The sequence below is a fragment of the Aequorivita echinoideorum genome (assembly GCF_018476645.1).
In the GTDB taxonomy this organism is placed as follows: domain Bacteria; phylum Bacteroidota; class Bacteroidia; order Flavobacteriales; family Flavobacteriaceae; genus Aequorivita; species Aequorivita echinoideorum.
This window is the reverse complement of sequence record NZ_JAHCTB010000006.1, coordinates 1-16,635: the sequence shown is the minus strand read 5'-3', so window position 1 is coordinate 16,635 and position 16,635 is coordinate 1. Positions and strand designations below refer to the sequence as shown.

Genomic DNA, 16,635 nt, shown 5'->3' with positions numbered 1-16,635 from the left:
TAATAATCGCCAGCCTTATTGGCAATGCGGGTGCAAATATACTATCATTAAATTTATTTTTCAAAAGGAAAATGGATTTAATTTAAGATAAATTCAAATTGCTTGGTTTACAGTACTTCCAGTTCAATAATTTTTTAGTGAACATGTCTTTTTAACCTTTGCATCAAGATTTCTTTCGAATTTTAAATAGAAATTTCAGCTTATTTGCTACTTTCAAAAAATGAAAATAATACTTTTTGGTTACATGGGTAGCGGAAAATCTTCCGTGGGAAAAAATCTGGCAGATAAGCTCAGCTTAAAATTTTTGGATCTCGATGCTGAAATTGAAAGTGTCGAGGGAAAAAATATTGCCTCAATTTTTTCAGATAAAGGAGAAATTTATTTCAGAAAAAAAGAAAATGAAATTCTAAAAAAATTGGTTGCTGAAAATGGTTCTTTCGTAATGGCGACCGGTGGTGGAACGCCATGTTATGGAAACACACTTGAATATATTAAAGATCAGAAAGACATTAAAAGTGTCTATTTGAAAAATTCAATAAAACAACTCACTGAAAGACTTTTTGCGGAAAGGGCCCAACGCCCGCTCATTTCACATTTGGAGTCAAAAAGTATTTTGGAGGATTTCATAAGAAAGCACCTTTTTGAACGTGCCTTTTATTACAACCAGGCAGATTCTATAGTTGATGTTGAAAATCTATCCATACCGGAAATTGTACAGCACGTAAATGAAAAATTATTCTAAGATGGCCTTGTCGTTGTTCTTTTCAAAAATTACCGAAACATTTTCATTTATGGAGGTGGAAAGCGAAATGCCTTTAAAGTCAGCTTTAATAGGGTATTTTTTATGATTTCTATCCACCAAAACCGCAGTTTTGAACTGCTTAAGCGGTACATCAAGAAAATGTTTTACGCCATAGATTAAAGTTGTTCCAGAATGGAGTACGTCATCAACAAGTACCAATGATTTATTTCTGTATTCTTCGGTTTTTAAGGAAGTAGTTATTTCTTTATGCGGATTTTTTTTATCAACATGCACTTCACACAATGTTACGGATAAGGGAGATATTTTTTCAATTTCCGTCTTTAATTTTTTGGCCAATTTGAATCCGTTCTCTACGATACCAGCAATGATTACCTCTTTTTCATCAACATTAGTTTCATAGACTTGGTATGCCATGCGCTTAATTTTATGGGCAATTTGGGTTTTATCAAGAATTATGGTGGTTGTTTGTTGCATGGTTTTGTTTTTTGCTAAATTAATCTAAATCATTCTCATCTTTTGGCTTGTCCGTGAACTCCTCAATATCCCTGCGGTCTTTTTTAGTTGGCCTGCCAACCCCTTTCTTTCGATAGTATGTTTTGGAATATTGCAAAAGTTCATTTGTTTCAAAGGCTTCTTTTGGCGTAATATCCTTTCTATACATATCAACCAGTTTTGCGCCCAACCTACTTTCCGGAAGGTCAAGTACTTCAATCTGATAGTTTATCTGTTCTTTTCGAACTGAAATATTATCGCCGGGATAAACATCGCGCGCAGGTTTTACCACATCACCGTTTACTCGCACCGCTCCTTTCTTACAAGCCTGCGTTGCAATACTTCTGGTTTTAAAGTAGCGTATGCACCACAAATATTTATCAATCCTCATACAAAAGCCTTAATTTCTGCGTTAAACGGGTATACAAAAATAACTGAAAATTGTATCTTGCGCCCTCAAAAATGCTATGATGATAAAAATTAAAAATAAATATATTTTTTTGATTGCCATTGCGGCACTCATGTATTCCTGCAACAATGATGATGATAACGTGGAAATAACCCCACCAAGGGATAGGGGCGAGGAAGCCATACGCGCCCAAGCCGAAATTGAAGGTTTCCTGCAGACTCACTTTTATAATTATGAAGAATTTCAAAACGCGGGGAGCAATCCAGATTTTGACTTTCAAGTTAGGTTTGATAGCATTGCAGGCGATAATTCTGAAAAAACACCTTTGATAGAGCAGGTATCGTCGATTGTGGTTAGGGATAGAATTGACACAAGTGTTGAATATAAATTGTATTACCTTAAAGCCGCTGAGGGTCAGTCTGAAAGCCCAAATTTTTGTGACGCGGTTACCACAAACTATCGCGGAACGTCCTTGGGTCTTGAGACCTTTGATAGTTCGGCTACAGCGGTACGCTTGGATTTGAGTCAAACCATTACTGGATTTCAGGAAATATATCCATTATTCAAAGGTGCGGGAACTGTAAACACCAACCCTGATGGAACTTTTTCCTTTGAAAACTTTGGGGTAGGTGCAGTTTTTGTTCCGTCTGGCTTGGCTTATTATCAATCCGGGAGTTCCTCAATTAGCGCTTACGAACAGCTTATTTTCACTTTCCAAGTTTTTGCGACTGAAATATTGGATCACGATGGAGATGGCATTCCCTCCTTTATGGAAGATTTAAATGGAAATAAAAACTTGTTAGATGACAATACAGATATTGATTCTGAACCGTTGGGGAATAGAGTTCCCAATTATCTTGATGTAGATGATGATGGTGATGGTCGATTAACAAGGGATGAGATAAGAATCGTTGGTGGAAATGTAACTTTTCCAGATTCAAATGGAGATGGAATACCAGATTACTTAGATCCGAATATTTAAATAAAAAAATCCACATCTTAGAAATGTGGATTTTTTTTTATTAGATAAATGACTTTTATTTTCTAGCTATAACTTTTTTTACCGCGTTTTCAATTGCCGCGGCGTTCAAGCCATATTTGTCCATTAATTCCTCAGGAGTACCAGATTCTCCAAAAGTATCTTGGGTAGCAATAAATTCTTGCGGCACCGGATGGTTGGTTGTTAATAATCTTGATACGCTCTCGCCCAAACCTCCCAAAAAATTATGCTCCTCGGCAGTGACAATGCACCCGGTCTTTTTTACACTTTTCAAAATAGCATCATTATCCAGCGGCTTTATAGTATGTATATTTATTACCTCTGCTGAAATGCCTTTATCGTGCAATGCTTCGGCTGCTTGCAACGCTTCCCAAACTAAATGGCCCGTGGCAACAACGGTAACATCGGTTCCTTCCTGCAATTGTATCGCTTTTCCTATTTGGAAATTTTGATCCTCGGGGGTGAAGTTTGCTACTTTGGGTCTTCCAAAACGCAAATAGACAGGTCCTTCATAATCCGCAATGGCTATGGTGGCAGCTTTGGTTTGATTGTAATCGCAGGTATTGATTACGGTCATTCCCGGAAGCATTTTCATAAGGCCAATATCTTCCAAAATTTGATGTGTTGCACCATCCTCACCCAAAGTCAAACCCGCGTGCGAGGCACAAATTTTTACATTTTTACCACTATATGCCACACTTTGGCGAATTTGGTCATAAACTCTTCCCGTGGAAAAATTTGCAAAAGTTCCGGTAAATGGAATTTTACCTCCAATGGTCATTCCTGCAGCCATACCAATCATATTAGCTTCGGCTATTCCCACTTGAAAAAAACGCTCTGGATGATTTGCCTTAAAATCGTCCATTTTTAAGGAGCCGGTAAGATCTGCGCAGAGCGCTACTACATTTTGGTTTTTCTTTCCCAATTCGGTGAGCCCATCACCGAAGCCTGAACGTGTATCTTTTTTACCGGTATCTGTATATTTTTTCATTCGTTTTTTTTAAATTTTCTTTTTAGTAATCTCCTAAAGTAATTGGATTCTGTGAAAGTGCATTTTCCAATTGCTGGTCGTTGGGTGCCTTCCCGTGCCAATCGTGCGTGTGCATCATAAAATCTACTCCATTGCCCATTTCGGTATGCATTAGAATACAGATGGGTTTTGAATTTCCTGTTTTGTCCTTTGCTTTTTCAAGGCCGGAAACTACAGCTTTCAAATCATTTCCTTTTTCAATATCCAAAACTTCCCAACCGAAGGCTTCAAATTTTGCTTTTAAATTTCCTAACGGAAGTACATTTTTAGTAGCCCCATCAATCTGCTGGCCATTTAAATCTACGGTTAGGATGAGGTTGTCCACATTATTTCCAGCGGCATACATCATTGCTTCCCAATTTTGCCCTTCCTGTAATTCGCCATCGCCACAAAGCACATAAATTAAATGCTTGTCCTTGTTCAATTTTTTTGCCTGTGCGGCACCAATTGCAACTGAAATTCCCTGCCCAAGTGAGCCGGAAGCTACCCTAATTCCCGGAAGGCCTTCGTGCGTTGTGGGATGCCCCTGCAACCTTGAGTTTATATGTCTAAATGTTGCCAACTCCTCAACGGGAAAATAGCCCGCACGTGCTAAAACACTATAAAAAACTGGAGATATATGCCCATTTGAAAGAAAAAATAAATCTTCGCCCACACCATCCATTGTAAAATTTTCGTTCCGGTCCATCACTTCATTGTACAGTGCCACAAAAAATTCGGCGCAGCCCAAAGAACCTCCGGGATGACCGGAATTTACCTTATGCACTTGCCGCAAAATGTCCCGGCGTACCTGTGTTACCAAATCTTCAAGTTCTTTATAATTTGCCATAGTTTGTTTAAGTTTTCGTTTTCAAAAATAAAGTATTCGGCAGGCTGTTCAAAATAGATAATACTTCATTTATCAACGATTTCTGACTTTTGTTAACATGCGTTTTAATTCTGAATTCTGACTTCACTATTCATAATTATTAAGTTTATCTTTGCGCACTTAATAAAAATTGCTGGAATGCATTTTAAATTAGAAGCTACAGACTCCCAAGGAAGTGCGCGTGCGGGCACAATCTCGCTCGATCACGGTATCGTGGAAACCCCTATTTTTATGCCCGTTGGCACGGTGGCAACCGTTAAGGGTGTCCATCAAAGAGAATTGCGGGAGGAGATAAATCCAGATATTATTCTGGGTAACACTTACCATCTTTACTTACGGCCGCAAACCCCAATCCTTGAAAAAGCGGGTGGAATCCATAAGTTTATGAACTGGACCGGAAATATTCTTACGGATAGTGGTGGCTACCAAGTATATTCCTTATCTGCTAACAGAAAAATTAAAGAGGAAGGCGTGAAATTTAAAAGTCATATAGACGGAAGTTACCACACCTTTACCCCAGAAAATGTGATGGAAATCCAGCGTACCATCGGGGCCGATATTATTATGGCATTTGATGAATGTACGCCCTATCCATGCGATTATAATTATGCGAAACGATCTATGCATATGACGCACAGATGGCTTGACAGATGCATAAAACACCTTGAAAAAACACCCTTAAAATACGATTACGACCAAACTTTCTTCCCTATTGTCCAAGGAAGTACCTATAAGGATTTGAGAAAACAGTCTGCGGAGTATATTGCTTCTGCAAATGCTAAGGGTAACGCCATTGGTGGACTTTCTGTGGGTGAACCTGCCGAGGAAATGTATGAAATGACCCAAGTGGTTACTGAAATACTTCCGAAAGAAAAACCACGTTATTTGATGGGAGTAGGCACACCGATTAATATTTTGGAAAATATAGCGCTTGGCATTGATATGTTTGACTGTGTAATGCCTACACGTAATGGCCGAAACGGTATGCTTTTCACAGCCGAAGGAACCATAAATATAAAAAATAAAAAATGGGAATCAGATTTCTCGGCAATTGACCCAATGGGGATTACGTGGGTAGATACAGAATATAGTAAAGCCTATTTGCGCCATCTATTTACGGTAAATGAAATGCTGGGCAGACAGATTGCAACCATCCACAATCTTGGATTTTATCTGTGGTTGGTTCGCGAGGCGCGAAAACATATAGTAGCCGGAGATTTTACGCCGTGGAAAAACCAAATGGTAAAACAAATGGACCAACGATTATAAAATGCTGAGCATTCTAGATAGATATATTTTAAAGAGGTATTTGGGCACATTTTCGCTGCTATTATTGCTTTTTATACCTATAGGAATTACGGTACATCTCGCGGAAAAAATCGATAAGATACTGGAGAACGAAGTTCCATTGGTTGAGGTTTTAATCTATCTCTACAATTTCACCATTTATTTTGCCAACCTTCTATTTCCGCTTTTTTTGTTTCTATCAGTAATTTGGTTCACTTCAAAATTGGCAAACAATACGGAGGTTATTGCTTTCTTGAGTAGCGGCGTTAGTTATAACAGGTTTTTGCGCCCCTATATGATTGGAGCAACGCTCGTTTGCATTGCGGCGTTGATTTTCAGTATGTATCTGGCACCAAAGGCTAGTAAAGGCTTCAATGAATTTTCTTATGATTATTTGAAGAAGGGCAAGCAGGATAGGGACCAGAGTAATGTTTATACTCAGATAAATGACAATGATTATATCTACGTGAGTTATTTCAACTTAACCGAAAAAACCGGTAGCAATTTCACTTTGGAACATTTTGAAGGAAATGAAATGACTTATAAAATTGCAGCATCACAAATTAAATATAACGAAGCTGATAGCTCTTATACATTATATAATTACACAAAAAGGAAGGTTGGCGAACAAGGAGATATAATTGCTCGCCTGGCACAGTTGGATACCGTTTTTTCATTTGATATGGAGGATTTGACGCCGGTAAACTATATTGCCGAGACCTTGAGTTTTTTCGAACTGAATGATTTTATTAAAAAAGAAAAGGCGCGCGGGTCAAGTTATATCAATAGGTATGAAGTGGTACGCTACAAACGCTGGAGTTTACCTGTTTCAGCTTATATTCTTACTATTATTGCAGTTGCGGTTTCTTCAGTAAAGAGACGTGGCGGTATGGGAATTAATCTGGCAATAGGAATCGGCATTGGGATGGTTTTTATATTCTTTGATAAGATTTTTGGAACCATGGCGGAACAGAGTTCTTTTTCTCCATTAATAGCCACTTGGTTCCCGAATTTTGTATTTGCAATATTGGCAATTTATCTTTTAAAAAATGCGAAACGATAAGCTTCTCAATTATCTCCACCTTCATTTTATAGTTTTTATTTGGGGCTTTACGGCGGTTTTGGGCGCGCTCATTTCCTTGGAGGCAATTCCGTTGGTGTGGTACAGAATGTTACTGGCAACAGGTTTTATCTTTATTTTCATTTCAATAAGAAAAGAGAAATTGCGCTTTTCGCGTAAAACATTATTGGGTTTTTGTCTTGCGGGATTGATTATTGCATTGCATTGGCTTACTTTTTTTGGAGCCATAAAAGCATCAAATGTATCTGTGACGCTCGCCGTACTTTCAACGGGCGCTTTTTTTGCATCGCTATTGGAACCCATTTTATACGGTCGAAAAATAATTATTTACGAAGTATTATTTGGCTTGGTAGCGGTGGTGGGCCTTTATGTAATTTTTGATGTAGAAGGTTCTTATACAACTGGAATTTTATTGGCATTGGCTTCCGCATTTTTAAGCGCACTCTTTTCAGTTATAAATGGAAAATTCGCACTGCAGCACAAAGCTTCGGTTATTTCATTTTATGAACTTATGTTCGGCGTTTTGGGGATAACCGTTTATTTGGCTTTCGCCGGAAAGTTTAATTCAAAATTTTTTATTTTGAAACCTACGGACTGGGTGTATTTGGTCGTTTTGGCTTCGGCTTGTACAGCCTATGCTTTTATAGCTTCGGTTCACGTAATGAAATGGATAAGCCCCTACACGGTAATGCTTACCATTAATTTGGAGCCCGTTTATGGAATTATTTTAGCGCTCTTGGTTTTAGGCGATTCTGAAAATATGAGTCCACAATTTTACTATGGCGCCGGCATTATTTTAATAACGGTAGTGGCCAACGGAATTATAAAAGTTACCCAACAAAGAAAAAGAAGAAGATTGGCAGATACCTAAAAACAATATTTTTATCTTTGTCAATCACTCCCACAAAAAGTATCAAAAAATATGGAATATCTTGATTTTGAATTACCTATAAAGGAATTACAGGAACAATTTGAGAAGGCTTGCCTTATTGGAGAAGAGAGCAATGTTGACGTGAGCAATACCTGCAAACAGATTGAAAAAAAATTGGCTGCAACTAAAAAGGAAATTTATAAAAACCTAACGCCTTGGCAACGTGTGCAATTGTCCCGTCATCCGGATCGTCCATATACTATGGATTATATAAAGGCCATTTGTGGAGATTCCTTTTTGGAACTTCATGGAGACAGAAATTTTAAGGATGATAAAGCTATGGTGGGTGGTCTCGGAAAAATTGATGACCAAAGCTATATGTTTATTGGGCAACAAAAAGGATACAACACAAAAACACGGCAATTCAGGAATTTTGGGATGGCAAATCCTGAAGGCTACAGAAAGGCATTAAGGTTAATGAAATCTGCCGAAAAGTTCAATATTCCCGTTGTCTGTTTTGTGGATACGCCGGGAGCCTATCCAGGCCTAGAGGCTGAAGAACGCGGCCAAGGCGAGGCCATCGCCCGAAATATTTTGGAAATGACAAGGCTTAAAGTGCCCATTATTGTTGTTATTATTGGCGAAGGCGCAAGCGGTGGCGCGTTAGGTATCGGTGTTGGTGATTCTGTACTAATGCTTGAAAATACTTGGTATTCAGTTATTTCGCCGGAGAGCTGTTCGTCGATTTTATGGCGAAGCTGGGAATTCAAGGAGCAGGCAGCGGAGTCATTGAAGCTTACCGCTACAGACATGAAAAAGCAGAAATTGATAGACGAGATTATCAAAGAACCCTTAGGCGGTGCCCACAGCGATCGGGAATCTACTTTCAAAACAGTTTCGGAGGCAATTTCTGGGGCATATCACGACCTAAAAATGTTATCCCCAAAAGATTTGGTGCATGCCAGAATGGAAAAATATTTGGATATGGGAGCCTTCAAAAACTAATTGTAACAATAGCATACAATAACAGAAATCCGGAGGGAGGCCTTCGGATTTTTTTACGGGTTATCAACATTATTTTGTGTTTATTAACAGTTGGATTGTTGAAGACCTGTGGACATAGAGCTGCAAAAAATAAATCCACCTCTTAACATTTTCTTTACATTCGCCTTATGGAAAAAATTCAGTCTCAAGCCAGTTATGCAACTCGCTCTTCCCAGGTAATTTCGCTTGAAAAAGGAAAATTACCTCCGCAAGCTATTGATTTAGAAGAAGTTGTAATTGGCGCTTTAATGATTGATAAAAAGGGGGTGGATGAAGTGATAGATATTCTTCATCCCGAAGTGTTCTACAAACAGGCGCACCAACATATATTTGAAGCAATACATACATTGTTCGAAAACAGTGAGCCGGTGGACTTATTAACCGTTTCATCGCAATTGAAGAAGCAGGGCAAATTGGAACTCGCTGGAGGGGAGTTTTATCTTATCCAATTGACCCAAAAGGTTTCATCTTCAGCGCATATAGAATTTCACGCACGTATTATTCTTCAGAAATATATTCAGCGAAGTTTGATAAAAATTTCAAATGAAATAATTGAAGATTCATATAACGAGGGTACTGATGTTTTTGATCTTTTGGACAACGCGGAAGCAAAATTATATGAAGTTACCCAAGGAAATATAAAAAGATCTTCGGAAACCGCCCAAAGTTTGGTTATACAAGCTAAAAAGCGAATTGAGGAAATTGCCAATAAGGAAGGATTGTCTGGTGTTCCATCCGGTTTTACAAAGGTTGACAAACTTACATCCGGTTGGCAGCCCAGTGATCTTATAATAATTGCCGCGAGGCCTGGTATGGGTAAAACAGCCCTTACACTTTCCATGGCGCGGAATATTGCCGTGGAACATAATATTCCGGTGGCTTTTTTCTCGTTGGAAATGTCCTCCGTGCAACTTATAACAAGACTTATTTCATCTGAAACTCAATTGAGTTCCGAAAAATTACGTACGGGAAATCTTGAAAAACATGAATGGGAACAGTTGAACGTAAAAGTGAAGGGTCTTGAAAAAGCACCACTTTTTATTGATGACACCCCATCTCTTTCCATTTTCGATTTACGGGCAAAGGCACGTAGACTATCGTCACAACATGGAATTAAACTCATAATCATTGACTATTTGCAATTGATGACTGCTGGAGGAAGCCAAAAAGGTGGTAATAGGGAACAAGAAATTTCTACTATTTCCAGAAACCTAAAGGCGCTGGCGAAAGAATTGAACATTCCTGTAATCGCGCTCTCACAGCTTTCTCGAGCGGTTGAGACCCGCGGCGGGAGCAAACGTCCATTGCTTTCAGATCTTCGTGAGTCTGGAGCTATTGAGCAGGATGCAGATATAGTTTCCTTTATTTACCGACCAGAATACTATAAAATTGATGAATGGGATGACGAAGAACATACGCCCACAGCAGGCCAGGCCGAATTTATTGTAGCCAAGCACCGTAATGGTGGCCTTGATGAAATAAGGTTGAAGTTCATTGGCCATTTGGGTAAATTTGAGAGTCTAGACCAAGATGAAATTCCTATGGAAATTCATTCGAGAATGAATGATGCCGCAAATGACGATAGTTTCAGAACATCAAATCTTCCTTCCGCAAATGAAGCATTTGGTAGTTCCATGAATGACGATCTTTCCGCGGATGATGATAATGATGTCCCTTTTTAGCGAAAAGGAAAACTTGGCTTAAAAATTGTCGTTATATTTAGTGCCACGGAAACTTGGATTTTACCTAGTTTTTTTGAAATTCCATTATGACGAAATACATAGCAATTACCCTAATTTTTTTATTTTCAATCAAAGCATCGGCATCCTACATCCTAATTCCCATGGACGCTGAAACCCAAAAAGAACACTTAAAGGCTTACGGAATCACGTACTGGATATTAGATAAACAACAGAAAGTGAAATGGCTTCTCAATTATCGCGGCGGCTCATTTTTAGTTCCTGATTCTGCTGAAATCCAGCGAGAATGCCAGATTCGAGGGGTTTCCTTTGAGGTAATTTCTGATGGTAAAACGGAACAGATACTTACAGACATAAGTAGTCCATCCAAAAATATGGATGCAGTAGTTCTTGAAAAAGCCCCGAAAATTGCTGTGTATTCCCCGAAAGGAAATCTTCCTTGGGATGATGCCGTAACTATGGTATTGACGTATGCCGAAATTCCTTACGAGGTAATTTATGACGAAGAATTATTGGGCGATCAGTTGATTCTTTACGACTGGTTGCACCTACACCACGAAGACTTTACAGGACAATACGGTAAGTTTTATCGTGCTTATCGTTCTGCACCGTGGTATATTGAAGACAAGAAAAATGCGGAGCTATTAGCCGCAAAATTAGGATATAATAAAGTTTCAGAGGAAAAACTGGATGTGGCGAAGAAAATTCGGGATTATGTGATAGGAGGTGGCTTTATGTTTGCAATGTGCAGTGCAACCGACAGTTTCGACATTGCACTTTCTGCCGAAGGAGTTGATATTTGCGAACCTATGTTTGACGGTGACCCGAGCGAACCTGGCTATCAAAGCAAAATTGATTACAATAAAACATTTGCCTTTACTGATTTTATTTTGGAACGAAGCCCAATGGTCTATGAGTTTTCAAGCATTGATATGACTGAAAAAAGAAGGGTATCAAAAGAAACTGATTATTTCACACTAATGGATTATTCAGCAAAATGGGATCCAATACCTACTATGCTCTGCCAGAACCATACGGCATTGGTGAAAGGTTTTATGGGTCAAACAACTTCGTTTGATCGTGATGAAATTAAAGCAAATGTTTTGGTGATGGGGGAAAATAAAAGCAATGGGGAAGCACGATACATCCACGGAATAAAAGGAAAAGGTTTTTTTACATTTTACGGCGGCCACGATCCGGAAGATTACCAGCATAGAGTAGGGGATGCAAAAACGGAGTTGGCTTTACACCCAAATTCACCGGGATACCGACTTATATTGAACAATGTTCTATTTCCAGCTGCAAAAAAGAAAAAACAAAAGACTTGATCTTTTCAGATTTATTTTCTATTTAAATTTTCGTAGTAATCCTTGGGCGGCAGTACAGTAATTTCCACGCGTCGGTTTTGTTGCTTGTTATGTTCAGTATTGTTGGGAACCCGCGGTTTGCTTTCACCATACGCTTTTATTTCAAATTCGTAGTCTGAACTTTTTTCAAAAATTTCCAGCAATCTGTTTTTTACTGAAATACTTCTATTTTCAGAAAGAATCATATTTGCACTTTCATCTCCATCACTGTCCGTATGCCCTTGAATTAAAATCGTAGCTCTATCCACTTTTTCAATTGAACTTTTAAGGGAGTCCAAACTCTTTTTGGCGGTTTCCTTTAAATCGAACTTTGCGACATCGAAGAGCACATCCGCATCAATAGTCAATTTTATCACGCTATTTATTGCCCCTATTGCATCAATATCTGCACCTGCACTTTTACTTCGGCACAGGTCTTTGAGGTCAGTGATTTTCAGGTAATAATAAACAGTTTCCGTATCTATTTTTGCATCGCTCAATTCAATGGAAGATTTACCGCCAGCAATTTTTCCGGCATAAATCCAATCTTTCCCATTTTGGGAAATTTCTATTTTAGCCGGTTCCAATGACGGGCCTACTTTAAAAATATAAAGATCGTCGCCGGGTAGATTCATAAAACCATTGTCCGTAAATTCAACAGTTAAACTTCCTCCACAGCCCAAAGAGACAAAGTTGGGAGTTTGGTAATTTCTGTAATTTGGTTCCTCCAAACATTGAAGACTATCCCTGTATTTTTGAATGGGAGCGGGTGAACCTACATTAAATTCCACTAATCTATCTGCGAAAGAAATTTCACCCAGTGGGAGGTAAATGGATTTGTACCTATCAATTTTATACAGTTTTCCACTACCCTCTTGGCCGAAAGTAGTACTGCCGAAAAGAGTAATAAAAATAATAAAAACTATAGGCTTGAACATTCAAAAGTAATTTAGACGAAGATACTAAACTTATTTTTTTGAATTTATCCATAAAAAAACCGCCTCATTGCTGAAGCGGTTTGGGCGAAATAATATAGTTTATAAATGTCTTATTTTACTTTGTTTATAATTGCGGCAAAAGCCTCTGGGTGGTTCATGGCCAAATCTGCCAAAACCTTTCGGTTAAGTTCGATTCCGCTATTTTTCAAACTTCCCATAAATTGTGAATAAGACATTCCATGCTGTCTAGCTCCCGCATTTATACGGGTAATCCATAAGGATCTGAAATTTCTCTTTTTTGCACGGCGGTCACGGTAGCTATAAAGCATCGCTTTATCCACTGCGTTTTTTGCAACTGTCCATACATTTTTACGTCTTCCAAAAAAACCTTTGGCTTGTTTAAGAACCTTTTTTCTGCGGGCTCTCTTCGCAACTGAATTTACTGATCTTGGCATAATTTTAATTTTTTTTGTAGTAGGCGATTCCTTAATTCTGAATCATGAATTTTGAATTCTTTAATTGCGCTACTCCAGGGTTTAAATAATTGTTTTAACCGGTTAAGCGGTATTACTTCATTCGAAGCATAAGCTTAACATTGCTCTCATCGGCCTTATCTACTAAAGCATCGTGGGTCAATGCGAGTTTGCGTTTTTTGCTTTTCTTTGTCAAGATGTGGCTTTTAAACGCATGCTTTCTTTTGATTTTACCAGAACCCGTAAGCTTAAAACGCTTTTTGGCACTGGATTTTGTTTTTTGTTTCGGCATGTTTCCTATTATTAATTATTATTTCGCTTTATTTTCAAATTCGGTTCTGAAGAGAATCCGAACGGATTTTTTATTTAGCAATGAACACCGGGACTGTTTATTTTTTCTTTGGAGCAATGAACATAATCATTCGTTTTCCCTCCAGTTTCGGCATTTGTTCAACTTTCCCGAATTCTTCCAAATCGCGGGCAAGGCGCAATAACAAAATTTCACCTTGGTCTTTATAAATGATGGAACGTCCTTTAAAGAAAACATACGCTTTCAACTTAGAGCCTTCCTGCAAAAACTTTTCACCGTGTTTCTTTTTGAACTCATAATCGTGATCGTCCGTATTTGGGCCGAATCGGATTTCCTTGATAGTAACCTTTGTTGCTTTCGCCTTTAAGGCTTTTTCGCGTTTTTTCTGTTCGTAGACAAACTTTTTATAATCTATTACTTTACAGACGGGCGGGTTCGCGTTGGGTGAGATTTCAACAAGATCTAACTCCTGTTCCTCGGCAATATCCCTTGCTTTTCTTAGTGGGTATATTCCTATTTCCACATTATCGCCAACAAGACGCACTTCTTCCGCGCGAATCTTGCCGTTGATGCGGTGTTGATCTTCTTTAATTACCCTTGCAGGTCCCTTACTTCTTTTTCTTCGTATTGCTATGGCTATAAATATTTAGTTATACATTAAATTCTTTCGATTCTTTCTTTATTTCCTGATGGATTAATTCTGAAAAGGCTTTTGCAGTCATTGTTCCCAAGTCGCCTTCACCGTGTTTACGTACAGAAACCGTTCCATCTTTTTCTTCTTGCTCCCCAACAATCAGCATATATGGGATTTTGTTCATTTCAGCTTCCCTTATTTTCTTGCCAATTGTCTCGTTCCTATTGTCAACAAGGGCGCGAATTTCGTCATTTTCAAGCAAATTTAAAACTTTTTGTGCGTATTTTTCATATTTTTCACTTAAAGATAAAATACTGACTTGCTCTGGCATGAGCCACAAAGGGAAATTTCCGCCTGTGTGTTCCAATAAAATAGCCACAAAGCGCTCCATACTTCCAAAGGGTGCCCGGTGAATCATAACTGGGCGGTGGGTTTCATTATCGCTACCTTTGTATTCCAATTCAAATCGTTCCGGTAAATTGTAATCTACCTGAATGGTTCCTAATTGCCAACTTCTACCCAACGCATCCTTGACCATGAAATCCAGTTTGGGTCCATAAAAGGCGGCTTCGCCATACTCAATTTTATAATCGAGACCTTTTGCCTCGGCTGCATTGATGATTGCCTTTTCGGCTTTTTCCCAATTTTCGAGACTGCCAATGTATTTTTCAGGCTTTTCTGGATCTCTTAACGAAACCTGTGTGTAGAAGTTCTCAAAGCCTAGCGAACCGAAAACGTATAAAACTAAATCGATAACATTCTTAAACTCCGCATCCAATTGATCTGGAGTGCAGAAAATGTGTGCATCGTCTTGGGTAAAACCACGAACACGTGTTAAACCGTGAAGCTCGCCACTTTGCTCGTATCTATATACTGTGCCAAATTCCGCAAAGCGCTTCGGCAAATCTTTATAGGACCAAGGTTTACTATTATAAATTTCACAATGATGCGGACAATTCATGGGTTTAAGTAAAAATTCCTCTCCTTCGGCAGGTGTGTGGATAGGCTGAAAGCTATCTGCACCGTACTTAGCGTAGTGACCAGAGGTAACGTAAAGCTCCTTTTGCCCAATATGTGGTGTCACAACCATTTCATATCCAGCTTTTTTCTGGGCTTTCTTCAAAAAATTTTCCAGCCGCTCCCTTAGTGCCGCTCCCTTGGGCATCCATAGTGGTAAACCTTGCCCAACTTTTTGTGAAAAAGTGAAAAGTTCCAATTCCTTTCCTAATTTTCTATGGTCGCGTTTTTTTGCCTCTTCAAGAAGTTCCAAATATTCAGTAAGATCCTTTTGTTTCGGAAAGCTTATTCCATAAATCCGTGTAAGTTGTTTATTCTTTTCATCACCGCGCCAGTAGGCGCCAGCAATACTCATTAATTTGACCGCTTTAACAATGCCGGTATTTGGAATGTGTCCGCCACGACATAAATCTGTAAAAGTATCATGATCACAGAAGGTGATAGTGCCATCCTCGAGGTTCTCTATTAATTCCACCTTATATTCGTTTCCTTGGCTCCTGTAATAATCCAAAGCATCCGCTTTTGAAGACTCACGGATTGAAAATTCGTGCTTGCCGCGTGCGATTTCCAGCATTTTATCTTCAACCTCCTTTAGATCTTTCTCTGAAATGGATGTATCTCCAAAATCTACATCGTAGTAAAAGCCGTTCTCTATTGCTGGCCCAATCGTCAATTTAATTCCGGGATACAGCTCTTCCAGAGCCTGAGCAAGAATATGTGCAGAAGAATGCCAGAAAGCTTTTTTGCCTTCCTCGCTGCTCCATGTGTATAATACCAAGCTTCCATCTTGCTTCAAAGGTGTGGAAACTTCAACTGTAATATTATTGAAATTTGCAGAAATCACATTTCTCGCAAATCCTTCGCTTATGCTTTTTGCGACCTCCATTGGTGTAACGCCAGCCTCAAAATGTTTTACGCTTCCATCAGGTAGGGTAATAGCTATCATATTATAAAAAAATTAAGGCGCAAAGATACTATTAGTTTCTACTGTTTGCAATAAACTGCATATAGTATTGAGATTTCTTTTGGTGCAATACAGCAGAGAAATCTTTATGAATTAAAAATCATTTAAAAGAAAATCTTTAAATATTAGCTACTAATATGAAATTTGATCTAAGCATGAGCATATATATTAAGGTAAAATTAATTGAAAAAAGAATCATTTGTAACTTATATTGATTCAGCAGTTTGAAAAATATCTTCAGTTTTTATTAAAAAAAGGTTACCACAATGTTTGGTAAAAATAAAATCCGTTCTATATTTGCAACCGCTTAGAAAAACAGATAGCTGTTTTTTGCTTGACGCGGGAGGCTCTTGAAATTTTTTGGAATATTTTATTAAAAAGGTATTGCGGGATAGAAAAAGAGTTTTA

17 protein-coding genes are annotated in these 16,635 nt (G+C 38.5%); 8 read left to right on the top strand and 9 right to left on the bottom strand.

All coding sequences use genetic code 11. The features are described 5' to 3' along the window. The first annotated feature begins 220 nt into the window (after positions 1 to 220). Positions 221 to 742: a shikimate kinase gene (locus KIV10_RS12575; protein ID WP_214114271.1), complete on the top strand. Its 522-nt coding sequence runs from the start codon at positions 221 to 223 to the stop codon at positions 740 to 742. On the opposite strand, the gene KIV10_RS12570 is transcribed toward KIV10_RS12575, so the two are convergent. Continuing rightward, positions 734 to 1,237, bottom strand: coding sequence for a phosphoribosyltransferase family protein (locus KIV10_RS12570; RefSeq protein WP_214114269.1), 504 nt, complete (start codon positions 1,235 to 1,237; stop codon positions 734 to 736). The two genes, KIV10_RS12575 and KIV10_RS12570, sit on opposite strands and share 9 nt — an antisense overlap. A 19-nt stretch (positions 1,238 to 1,256) precedes the next feature. Next, complete coding sequence (locus KIV10_RS12565) at positions 1,257 to 1,646, bottom strand: RNA-binding S4 domain-containing protein (protein WP_214114267.1); 390 nt, start codon at positions 1,644 to 1,646, stop codon at positions 1,257 to 1,259. A 79-nt stretch (positions 1,647 to 1,725) separates the two neighbouring features. Here KIV10_RS12565 and KIV10_RS12560 point away from each other — a divergent pair, with 79 nt between their 5' ends. After that, positions 1,726 to 2,646, top strand: a complete 921-nt coding sequence (locus tag KIV10_RS12560) for an FKBP-type peptidyl-prolyl cis-trans isomerase (RefSeq protein ID WP_246516303.1) — start codon at positions 1,726 to 1,728, stop codon at positions 2,644 to 2,646. Between the two features lie 55 nt (positions 2,647 to 2,701). Here KIV10_RS12560 and KIV10_RS12555 read toward each other — a convergent pair whose 3' ends face one another. Together KIV10_RS12555 and KIV10_RS12550 are read right to left on the bottom strand one after the other, a co-directional pair. Next, on the bottom strand, positions 2,702 to 3,655 hold the full coding sequence (locus tag KIV10_RS12555; protein WP_214114265.1) for a transketolase family protein: 954 nt from the start codon (positions 3,653 to 3,655) through the stop codon (positions 2,702 to 2,704). Between the two features lie 22 nt (positions 3,656 to 3,677). Further along, entirely contained in the window at positions 3,678 to 4,523 is an 846-nt protein-coding gene (locus KIV10_RS12550) for a transketolase (protein ID WP_214114263.1), read from the bottom strand. Positions 4,524 to 4,700: 177 nt separating this feature from the next. On the opposite strand from KIV10_RS12550, the gene tgt reads away from it, so the two are divergent. From tgt to KIV10_RS12520, 6 genes are all read left to right on the top strand, one after another. Continuing rightward, on the top strand, positions 4,701 to 5,831 hold the full coding sequence (gene tgt / locus KIV10_RS12545; RefSeq protein ID WP_214114261.1) for a tRNA guanosine(34) transglycosylase Tgt: 1,131 nt from the start codon (positions 4,701 to 4,703) through the stop codon (positions 5,829 to 5,831). 1 nt (position 5,832) lies between these two features. After that, a complete protein-coding gene (locus KIV10_RS12540; protein ID WP_214114259.1) occupies positions 5,833 to 6,912 on the top strand; it encodes an LptF/LptG family permease in 1,080 nt (359 codons plus the stop codon). Next, the gene (locus KIV10_RS12535; protein ID WP_214114257.1) at positions 6,899 to 7,801 is read left to right on the top strand and encodes a DMT family transporter; all 903 of its coding nucleotides are present in this window, start codon (positions 6,899 to 6,901) and stop codon (positions 7,799 to 7,801) included. The genes KIV10_RS12540 and KIV10_RS12535 overlap by 14 nt, the downstream gene beginning before the upstream one ends. A gap of 51 nt (positions 7,802 to 7,852) precedes the next feature. After that, positions 7,853 to 8,806 carry an acetyl-CoA carboxylase carboxyltransferase subunit alpha gene (locus KIV10_RS12530; protein ID WP_214114255.1) on the top strand — a complete coding sequence of 318 codons (954 nt, stop codon included), beginning with the start codon at positions 7,853 to 7,855 and terminating at the stop codon, positions 8,804 to 8,806. Positions 8,807 to 8,973: 167 nt separating this feature from the next. Continuing rightward, a complete protein-coding gene (gene dnaB, locus KIV10_RS12525) occupies positions 8,974 to 10,527 on the top strand; it encodes a replicative DNA helicase (RefSeq protein WP_214114253.1) in 1,554 nt (517 codons plus the stop codon). 161 nt (positions 10,528 to 10,688) lie between these two features. Continuing rightward, positions 10,689 to 11,873, top strand: a complete 1,185-nt coding sequence (locus KIV10_RS12520) for an asparagine synthetase B (RefSeq protein ID WP_246516310.1) — start codon at positions 10,689 to 10,691, stop codon at positions 11,871 to 11,873. 11 nt (positions 11,874 to 11,884) lie between these two features. On the opposite strand, the gene KIV10_RS12515 is transcribed toward KIV10_RS12520, so the two are convergent. The 5 genes from KIV10_RS12515 to thrS all read right to left on the bottom strand — a co-directional run bounded on the left by KIV10_RS12515 (position 11,885) and on the right by thrS (position 16,209). Next, positions 11,885 to 12,829: an OmpA family protein gene (locus tag KIV10_RS12515; RefSeq protein WP_214114249.1), complete on the bottom strand. Its 945-nt coding sequence runs from the start codon at positions 12,827 to 12,829 to the stop codon at positions 11,885 to 11,887. 110 nt (positions 12,830 to 12,939) lie between these two features. Then, complete coding sequence (rplT, locus tag KIV10_RS12510) at positions 12,940 to 13,284, bottom strand: 50S ribosomal protein L20 (RefSeq protein WP_214114247.1); 345 nt, start codon at positions 13,282 to 13,284, stop codon at positions 12,940 to 12,942. A gap of 112 nt (positions 13,285 to 13,396) precedes the next feature. After that, complete coding sequence (gene rpmI / locus KIV10_RS12505) at positions 13,397 to 13,594, bottom strand: 50S ribosomal protein L35 (RefSeq protein ID WP_214114246.1); 198 nt, start codon at positions 13,592 to 13,594, stop codon at positions 13,397 to 13,399. 97 nt (positions 13,595 to 13,691) lie between these two features. Then, entirely contained in the window at positions 13,692 to 14,204 is a 513-nt protein-coding gene (gene infC, locus KIV10_RS12500; protein WP_317194746.1) for a translation initiation factor IF-3, read from the bottom strand. A 58-nt stretch (positions 14,205 to 14,262) separates the two neighbouring features. Further along, positions 14,263 to 16,209: a threonine--tRNA ligase gene (gene thrS, locus KIV10_RS12495; protein WP_214114244.1), complete on the bottom strand. Its 1,947-nt coding sequence runs from the start codon at positions 16,207 to 16,209 to the stop codon at positions 14,263 to 14,265. Between the last annotated feature and the right edge of the window lie 426 nt (positions 16,210 to 16,635).